This window comes from Bacteroidia bacterium, assembly GCA_040880525.1.
Classification (GTDB): Bacteria; Bacteroidota; Bacteroidia; order CAILMK01; family JBBDIG01; genus JBBDIG01.
Window position 1 is genome coordinate 128,613 of the sequence record JBBDIG010000024.1, and the last position, 7,747, is coordinate 136,359.

Sequence of the window (7,747 nt, forward strand, 5' to 3'; positions counted from 1 at the left end):
TTTCATGGCGGGCATAAAGATTTATACCTGGTTTTGTCTCCTGATATTAATGGCTGCTCCTGCCGGCAGCCAACCGCTGGGAAAGCTGCTTTCACCATCTCCGAGTGATACCGTGAAAAACGGGGAACTCTTCATTCTGGTGGAGTTAGATCCGGCTCTTGATATTGACAGGAACACAGTACAATTCAGACTGGATGGAGATGAGATGTCAATGCTGGTACAGGTGACTGACAACCGGGCCAGCGTGTTGATTACTCAAAGCCTGAAGCCAGGCCAACACACCTTCGACATGATTGGGAGGGGAGTGGGCAAGGTTTATTATGAAGTGAAAGGAGATTTTTTTATACTTAATTCAAAAGCATTTAATGAGCAGGCAGCCCTGTCTGAAGATGCTGAGAATAAAAAACAGAAAACTTCATTTGGCGGAAATCTCAATGCCGAAGCAATGGGGACGCGGCTTTCAGGCCCCGGACAAGAACTGAGACAGGAACCGCCATTCACCCAAAATGTGGCTTTTGAAGGAAAAGTGATCCGGGAGAAGTTTCAAATACCGATGAAGTTCTTTGTTACGAATCTCAACTATCCTGGAGTGCAGTCACGTAACCGCTACAGCATCGGGTTCCGGAGCAAGTATTTTGATTCAGATCTTGGCGATGTGTATCCCGTATTCGACCGGTTTAGCCTCAACGGAGTTCAGACAAGAGGCACGCGGGCTGAATTGAAATTCCGCAGCATAAGCCTGACCCTGGTGCATGGAAGCATAGCTAATGCGAGGGAGGGATCATCAGAAAAATATAACATCAAACAGGGAATTCCTCCGTCTACTTTGCAAGAAGATTCCACTTACTATATTTATGGTACCTACCGCAGAAGGTTGAACGCTGCCAAATTCGCCATATCTTCTTTTGACCGTCAGTCAACATTTTATATCAGCATGGTGCAGGCCACTGATATAGCAAACTCGATCGAAATTGGAGGTACGCCTGCACAAAACCTGGTAGGAAGCTCAGGTATGGATTTTAAAACCAAAAATGACAAATTACATCTTCAGGCTGGCGTTGCAATGAGCCTCACCACAAATGATATTTCGGCAGGAGCCCTTTCAAAAGACGAAATTGATGAGTATTATAAAACGGACATTCCGTTCGATCCCTTGTCATATTCCGGATTGATCGCCATAAATACCACCACCACTCCCATTCTTATCCAGAAGCGAAGTTCAATGTCCTGGTTCGTTCAAAGCGTACTAAACCTGAAGCACCAGCGGATAGAGGCGCGCTACGAAAGCGTGGGGGCAGCCTATCAGTCCTTTGCAAATCCATTTTTTCTTTCTGACCGCAGGGTTATCAGCTTGTCAGACCGGTTCTTTTTCTGGAAGCGCAGAATTAATTTCAGCCTTCAGGCCAATACCTACAAAAGCAATCTTTCGGAAATTTCTTTGCTCACAAATGAAACGCATCAGCTTACGGGCAGGCTTTCGCTGCGTCCTCATGTGAAGTTGCCGTTTCTTTTTGGGAATTACAGCTACTATATCCGGACGGCAAAAAATATGAAGACAGCGGAGACAGCATCAGAATATCACCTGAACAACCTTGTTGCGGGAGCGAATTATATCTTTAAAACCGGCAAGCAAAGCCACACCATTCTCTTTACCTATAATCTTGTTGAAAACAACAACCAGCTCACCGCAAGTCTTTTACAGCAAACGGAAGTGGTGAGTTTTGGCCTGACGGAACTCTTCCCCTTCCGGCTTTCGCTCAATGTTCAGTTGCAGCAAATCACCACCCGGAACGATACACTGATATTTAATGATCAAAGCGCCATCAGCGGCTTTGTAACATATTATACGAAAAGCAAAAATTGGAATTTGACAGGAAGCTTTACTACTTCAAAAGTAAAGCAGACCTTCTTTACTCCGGAATCTCTGCGGTTAAGAAATGCTATTGGAATTCAAAGACAGGTGATGAAAGGAATGCGGGTGGGATTGGAAGGAGGTTATGCGGACTTTTCAGAACCTACAAGCGAGGCGCGGGCATACAATGAATTATTTTTAACAGGGCGATTGAACTACAGGTTTTTACATTGAGATAAAAGGGATTTGAAGCGCGGCAAGAGCCAGCGTTTAATCAGCGCACATTTAATTTTTGCATGGCTTCGGCTGCGGCCCTTTGTTCAGCCTTCTTTTTTCTGCGGCTTTCTCCTTTTCCCTGCTCTTCCTTATCCACAAGGACGCGCACTACATACAGTCGCGATTCGCCATTTGGACTGCTGACTACATCAAAGCCTACTTCTTTCTGCTCCTTTTGTGCCCATTCCAGCAACCTGCTTTTGAAATTCAGGTTTTGAAGTAGCACTTCTTTCACCTGAATATGCTTGTGAAGAAGCCGCTGATAAAAGAATTTGCGGGTAAATTTAAATCCCTGATCAATAAAGATGGCACCCATTAACGCTTCCACGGCATTCCCATAAATGGAATGACTTTGATCAGCCGGGGCATTTTCCACTTTATGATCGAGCCATTCCGTTATCTGGAGAGAAAAAGCCAGCCGGTTCAGATATTCTCGGCTGGTAAGGCGTGAGCGCATTTCAGAAAGAAAACCTTCGCTGGCTTTGGGAAACTTCCGCCACAGGTATTCGCCTACCAATAAACTCAGTACGGCATCTCCCAGATATTCCAGTCGCTCATTGCTTTTTACTCTTGTTTTTTGGTCTTCTGCAATGGCAGAGCTATGCCGCATGGCCTTTCGGTAGTAGCGAAGTTTTCGGGGCGCTTTGCCCGTGAGCGACTTAATGTAATAATATAATTCCCTGTCGGCAGTATTTCGATAGCGATACCTGATCCAGAGTGTATTGAAAAATGTCAATATATAACCAGCTTTACAGCGCCCGTAATCAGTCAGTTAACTTTTGAAATACCAGAGACACGTTGTGGCCTCCAAATCCAAAAGCGTTGCTTAGCGCCACTTTAACTTCCCTTTCCTGCGCCTCATTAAACGTGAGGTTAAATGATGGGTCAATTTCGGGGTCGTCTTCGAAGTGGTTGATTGTAGGAGGGATAATATTGTGCTGTATAGAAAGAATAGAAACCAGTGCTTCGGCAGCACCCGCAGCCCCTAAAAGATGGCCGGTCATGGATTTGGAGGAACTGATATTAAGCTTAAACGCGTCATCTCCAAAAACTTTCCTTATGGCCTTTAATTCACTGACGTCTCCCAGCGGAGTGGAGGTACCATGAACATTTATGTAATCAATATCAGAAGTTTTGAGACTTGCATCGGCCAGGGCATTTTCCATCACCTTTTTTGCACCGAGACCTTCCGGGTGCGGGGCCGTCAAATGGTATGCGTCAGCCGACACGCCAAATCCGGTCATTTCTGCATAGATGGTAGCGCCCCGTTTTTTGGCATGTTCATAATCTTCGAGCACCAGGGTAGCCGCGCCTTCGCCCATAACGAAACCATCGCGGTTTTTATCAAAAGGCCTTGAAGCGGTTTTGGGATCATCATTTCGCTCGGAAAGAGCACGCATAGCGTTAAATCCGCCAATGGCAGCCTGATTAATAACCGCTTCTGACCCACCGGCCAAAATAACATCAGCTTTGTTCTGCTGAATGTAGAAGTAAGCATCAGCAATAGCGTTGGCAGAAGAAGCACAAGCGGAGACCGTGGCGAAATTGGGTCCGGTAAAACCATACTTCATTGAAATATGGCCTGCGGCAATGTCCACGATCATTTTAGGAATAAAAAACGGATTGAAGCGTGGTGTGCCGTCACCTTTGGCAAAAGCACTCACTTCATCATAAAAGGTAGAAAGGCCACCGATACCCGAAGCGTAAATGACTCCAACGCGCTCCTTGTTTACATTATCCTCCTCCAGTCCGCTGTCTCTCACGGCCTCCTGGGCACAGATAAGTGCGTATTGCGCAAACGGATCCATTTTCCGCATCTCTTTACGCGGAATAAAATCTTCGGCATTAAAATTCTTGAGTTGGCAGGCAAATCGTGTTCTGAATTTGCTTGCGTCATACCTGGTGATATCATCGGCTCCGCTTACACCTCTTACCAATCCATCCCAAAACTCCTTAACAGTGTTTCCGATTGGTGTAAGGGCACCTAAGCCTGTAATTACTACCCTTCTTCTTGTCATTAATTCTGCGTTCCGGAATAGGTCAATTAGTAACCTGTTCTTCCAGATAACTTATTGCTTGTCCTACTGTATTGATGTTCTCAGCTTGTTCATCAGGGATGGATACATTAAATTCCTTCTCAAGCTCCATAATAAGTTCAACAGTATCCAGTGAATCTGCCCCTAAGTCATTAGTGAAACTTGCTTCCGGGGTTACTTCGCTTTCATCAACGCCCAACTTCTCAACAATTATTGCTTTTACTCTAGAGGCAATATCAGACATGTTTTTCAGGTTTTAAATTTTGCTACAAATAACTTCCTTTTTAGCCAAAACACCAAACATGCAAATTTTTTGAATCAAGTTGCCAATGGCTTTTCCAGTTCCCAAAGATGTACTAATATTAGCCGCTGATAAGCTTATGCTGTTTTGATGAAAAAAGTGAAGTTTCCTGAACCCGAACCAGGATTTATCCTGCTTGGTGTCGTTTCCTCTGAACGAGATTACCGCCTATGTTTTCAAATAAACAAAACGGGCCTCCTGCATCTTTCTAAAACTGATGCCATTAAAATTCCTGTTGCAGATGAATGCATCATGACCTTTAACAGGTTTGGGCCAACTACAGATGAGGGAGCAGAGAATGCCGTTTACCTCGTGAATAACAGGCAGGAAGGGCATTTACTTTTTCCCAATTTCAAAAACTTAGATTATGTACTTGTCATTAATGGGCCTGGTAAAAAAGAAAAGGCAGCCGAACTTAAGGCGGGCTTAACCTCCATTCCTTCCATTCAGGCTATTTTTGCCCTTGAAGTTGACAAGTTGAAATCAAAAAACTACCTGTACCTTGATTAATTCGAAATTTAACAGAACCAAGATTATTGCGACCATTGGTCCAGCCACAAACAGTAGCGAAGCCCTGCAGAAGATCATCAATGCAGGAGTGGATGTGTGCCGCCTCAATTTTTCTCACGGAACCCATGAGGAGCATCTTGATGTGATCAAAAAGGTGAGAAAGATCAATTCAGTGTACGGGTTGCCTATATGCCTCCTTGCTGATCTTCAGGGCCCTAAAATCAGGATTGGCACGGTGAAAGACAATGAACAATTTCTGGTACAGGGAAATACCCTTATCCTTACCACAGATGAAGTAGAAGGAACTGCTGAAAAAATTACCATCAATTATAAAGATTTCCCCAGGGATATAAAGCCGGGAGCCAGGGTGTTGCTGGACGATGGAAAACTGGAGCTTGAGGTTTTGGAAACCAACGGAAAGAATGAAGTAAAAACCAAGGTGATCTATGGCGGAAAGGTAAGTTCAAAGAAAGGTGTGAATCTGCCGAATACCAAAATTTCTCTCCCAAGCCTTACTGAGAAAGATCTTCGGGATCTTGATTTTGCCCTGGAGCATGATGCTGAGTGGATCGCGCTTTCATTTGTGAGGGATGTTCAGGATATACGGCATCTAAAGAAGGAGATCCTGGCAAAGGGAAAATCACCTAAGATCATTGCCAAGATTGAAAAACCGGAGGCACTGGAAAATATTGATGCTATCATCGAAGAGGCTGATGGTATCATGATCGCGCGGGGCGATTTGGGTGTGGAGGTGCCGCTGGAGGATTTGCCCATCATTCAGAAAAGCATTGTGAACAAGAGCATTGCGATGGCTAAACCGGTAATCATTGCCACGCAGATAATGGAAAGCATGATTCATAATCCCCGGCCTACAAGAGCGGAAACAAACGATGTGGCAAATGCGGTAATGGATGGTGCGGACGCGCTCATGCTAAGCGGTGAAACATCAGTTGGCGGCTATCCCGAAGAAGTTATCCAGCACATGAAGCGCATCATTCAGCGCGTTGAAATCGAAAACACAATTTATGTGAAGCGGCATCCTATCAATCAAAATTCTGTAACCTTTATTTCAGATGCAATCTGCTATAATTCTGTTCTTATCTCCGAAGAATTGGATGCTAAGGCCATTATAGGAATGACCAAATCTGGCTATACAGCCTTTAAGATTTCAAGCTTCAGACCGCGAGCCCGGACAATTGTCTTCTCCAGTAATATTCCCTTGCTCAATACGCTTTCGCTGGTTTGGGGAGTGGAAGGATATTACTACAACAAGTTCGTCAGCACTGATGAAACGTTCAATGATGTGCAGGAAATCATAAAAAAGAAAGGGTTGGTGGAACCGGGCGACATTGTTATCAACCTGGCCAGCATGCCGATCCATGAGAAAAAGCGCACCAATGCAATCAAGGTGAGCCGGGTGGAATGATTTTCCTCTCGTACTGCTTGAAAAACGTGAAGGCTTCGACATATCAGCTCCTGCGTTTTCCTCCAGGGCACCCTCGTTTTGTATTGTCGCTTAATTTTCAGAATTATGTTGTCACATTATAAAGATCCCATTCAACTATGGCGCAGCTAAACATTCCACTTTTTAAGGAAATAAGTGAAACTCCGGGGGCACCGGGATATGAAAACCGCATACGCGAAGTAGTGCTGCGCGAGGTTTCTCCGCTGGCGGACCACGTATCAGTAGATAACCTGGGAAATGTGGTGGCATTGAAAAAGGGAACTGCATCCGGCACCGAAAACAGGAAACGGGTGATGGCCGCTGCGCATATGGATGAGATCGGGTTTATTGTAAAACATATTGATAGCAACGGTTTTATTCGGTTTCACCTGCTTGGCGGTTTCGACCCTAAAACGCTGACAGCGCAACGGGTAATCATCCACGGGAAGAAGGATGTAGTGGGCGTGATGGGAAGCAAACCCATCCATGTGATGAATGAGGAAGAGCGCAAGAGACTGCCAAAAGCCACCGATTACTTCATTGATTGCGGAATGCCCCGCGAGGAAGTGGAGCAATTTATTTCTGTGGGAAATCCTATTACGAGGGATCGCGAGTTCATCCAGATGGGGCATTGCGTAAACGGAAAATCCATTGACAACCGGGTGGCGGTTTTCCTGCTCATTGAGGCATTGCGCGAACTCAAGGATATACCTTACGATTTTTACGCGGTTTTTACCGTGCAGGAGGAGGTGGGCATTCGGGGTGCTTCTGTAGCCGCGCACACTATTGACCCGGACTTCGGGATCGGGATTGATACTACTGTGGCGTATGACCTGCCGGGCGCCAGTGACCATGAAATGGTAACAAGCCTGGGAAAAGGAGCAGGAATAAAGGTGCTGGATGGATCCGTGATCAGCGACTCGCGCATGGTGGAATTTATGAAGCACGTGGCTGAGAAGAACAATATCGCCTACCAGATGGAAGTGCTGCCTGCCGGAGGTACGGATACCGCTGGAGTGCAGCGGATGGGAAAGCGCGGTGCAATAGCCGGAGCCATTTCTATTCCGACACGCCACCTCCACCAGGTCATAGAAATGGCCCACACGGACGACATACGGGCGGCTATTGATCTATTGAAGGAGTGCCTGTATTCAATGGATCAATACGATTGGGGTTTTCCAATGAGAGAAGGAGAGAAGGAATGATGGTTGATTTAATTTGTTTTTTAATTTTAATTTGCAATTTTACAATATTATTTTATTGCTTAATAAAATTATAGGTATAGGCTTTTAGATCGCAATTCTAAAGTGCTGATTTAATTCGTTTTG

7 protein-coding genes are annotated in these 7,747 nt (G+C 45.2%); 4 read left to right on the plus strand and 3 right to left on the minus strand.

Annotated elements, in window-relative coordinates; all coding sequences use genetic code 11:
- Positions 1-4: 4 nt before the first annotated feature.
- Positions 5-2,086 carry a hypothetical protein gene (locus WD077_07190; protein ID MEX0967005.1) on the plus strand — a complete coding sequence of 694 codons (2,082 nt, stop codon included), beginning with the start codon at positions 5-7 and terminating at the stop codon, positions 2,084-2,086.
- 40 nt (positions 2,087-2,126) lie between these two features.
- On the opposite strand, the gene rnc is transcribed toward WD077_07190, so the two are convergent.
- The 3 genes from rnc to WD077_07205 are packed head-to-tail and all read right to left on the minus strand — an operon-like array spanning position 2,127 to position 4,408.
- Positions 2,127-2,864: a ribonuclease III gene (rnc, locus tag WD077_07195; GenBank protein ID MEX0967006.1), complete on the minus strand. Its 738-nt coding sequence runs from the start codon at positions 2,862-2,864 to the stop codon at positions 2,127-2,129.
- 28 nt (positions 2,865-2,892) lie between these two features.
- Complete coding sequence (gene fabF / locus WD077_07200; GenBank protein MEX0967007.1) at positions 2,893-4,146, minus strand: beta-ketoacyl-ACP synthase II; 1,254 nt, start codon at positions 4,144-4,146, stop codon at positions 2,893-2,895.
- A gap of 22 nt (positions 4,147-4,168) precedes the next feature.
- Entirely contained in the window at positions 4,169-4,408 is a 240-nt protein-coding gene (locus WD077_07205) for an acyl carrier protein (protein ID MEX0967008.1), read from the minus strand.
- 147 nt (positions 4,409-4,555) lie between these two features.
- Between WD077_07205 and WD077_07210 the strand changes: the two genes are divergently transcribed.
- The 3 genes from WD077_07210 to WD077_07220 all read left to right on the plus strand — a co-directional run bounded on the left by WD077_07210 (position 4,556) and on the right by WD077_07220 (position 7,624).
- Complete coding sequence (locus WD077_07210; GenBank protein ID MEX0967009.1) at positions 4,556-4,975, plus strand: IPExxxVDY family protein; 420 nt, start codon at positions 4,556-4,558, stop codon at positions 4,973-4,975.
- Positions 4,968-6,401, plus strand: a complete 1,434-nt coding sequence (pyk, locus tag WD077_07215; protein ID MEX0967010.1) for a pyruvate kinase — start codon at positions 4,968-4,970, stop codon at positions 6,399-6,401. The genes WD077_07210 and pyk overlap by 8 nt, the downstream gene beginning before the upstream one ends.
- Positions 6,402-6,538: 137 nt before the next feature.
- Entirely contained in the window at positions 6,539-7,624 is a 1,086-nt protein-coding gene (locus tag WD077_07220; GenBank protein ID MEX0967011.1) for a M42 family metallopeptidase, read from the plus strand.
- Positions 7,625-7,747 lie beyond the last annotated feature (123 nt).

What these genes read in the sequence shown, in the direction of transcription:
- WD077_07190 (MEX0967005.1), top strand. Translation starts at nt 5, where the DNA reads ATGGCGGGCATAAAGATTTATACCTGGTTTTGTCTCCTGATATTAATG.
- fabF (MEX0967007.1), bottom strand. Translation starts at nt 4,146, where the DNA reads ATGACAAGAAGAAGGGTAGTAATTACAGGCTTAGGTGCCCTTACACCA.
- WD077_07205 (MEX0967008.1), bottom strand. Translation starts at nt 4,408, where the DNA reads ATGTCTGATATTGCCTCTAGAGTAAAAGCAATAATTGTTGAGAAGTTG.
- WD077_07210 (MEX0967009.1), top strand. Translation starts at nt 4,556, where the DNA reads ATGAAAAAAGTGAAGTTTCCTGAACCCGAACCAGGATTTATCCTGCTT.
- WD077_07220 (MEX0967011.1), top strand. Translation starts at nt 6,539, where the DNA reads ATGGCGCAGCTAAACATTCCACTTTTTAAGGAAATAAGTGAAACTCCG.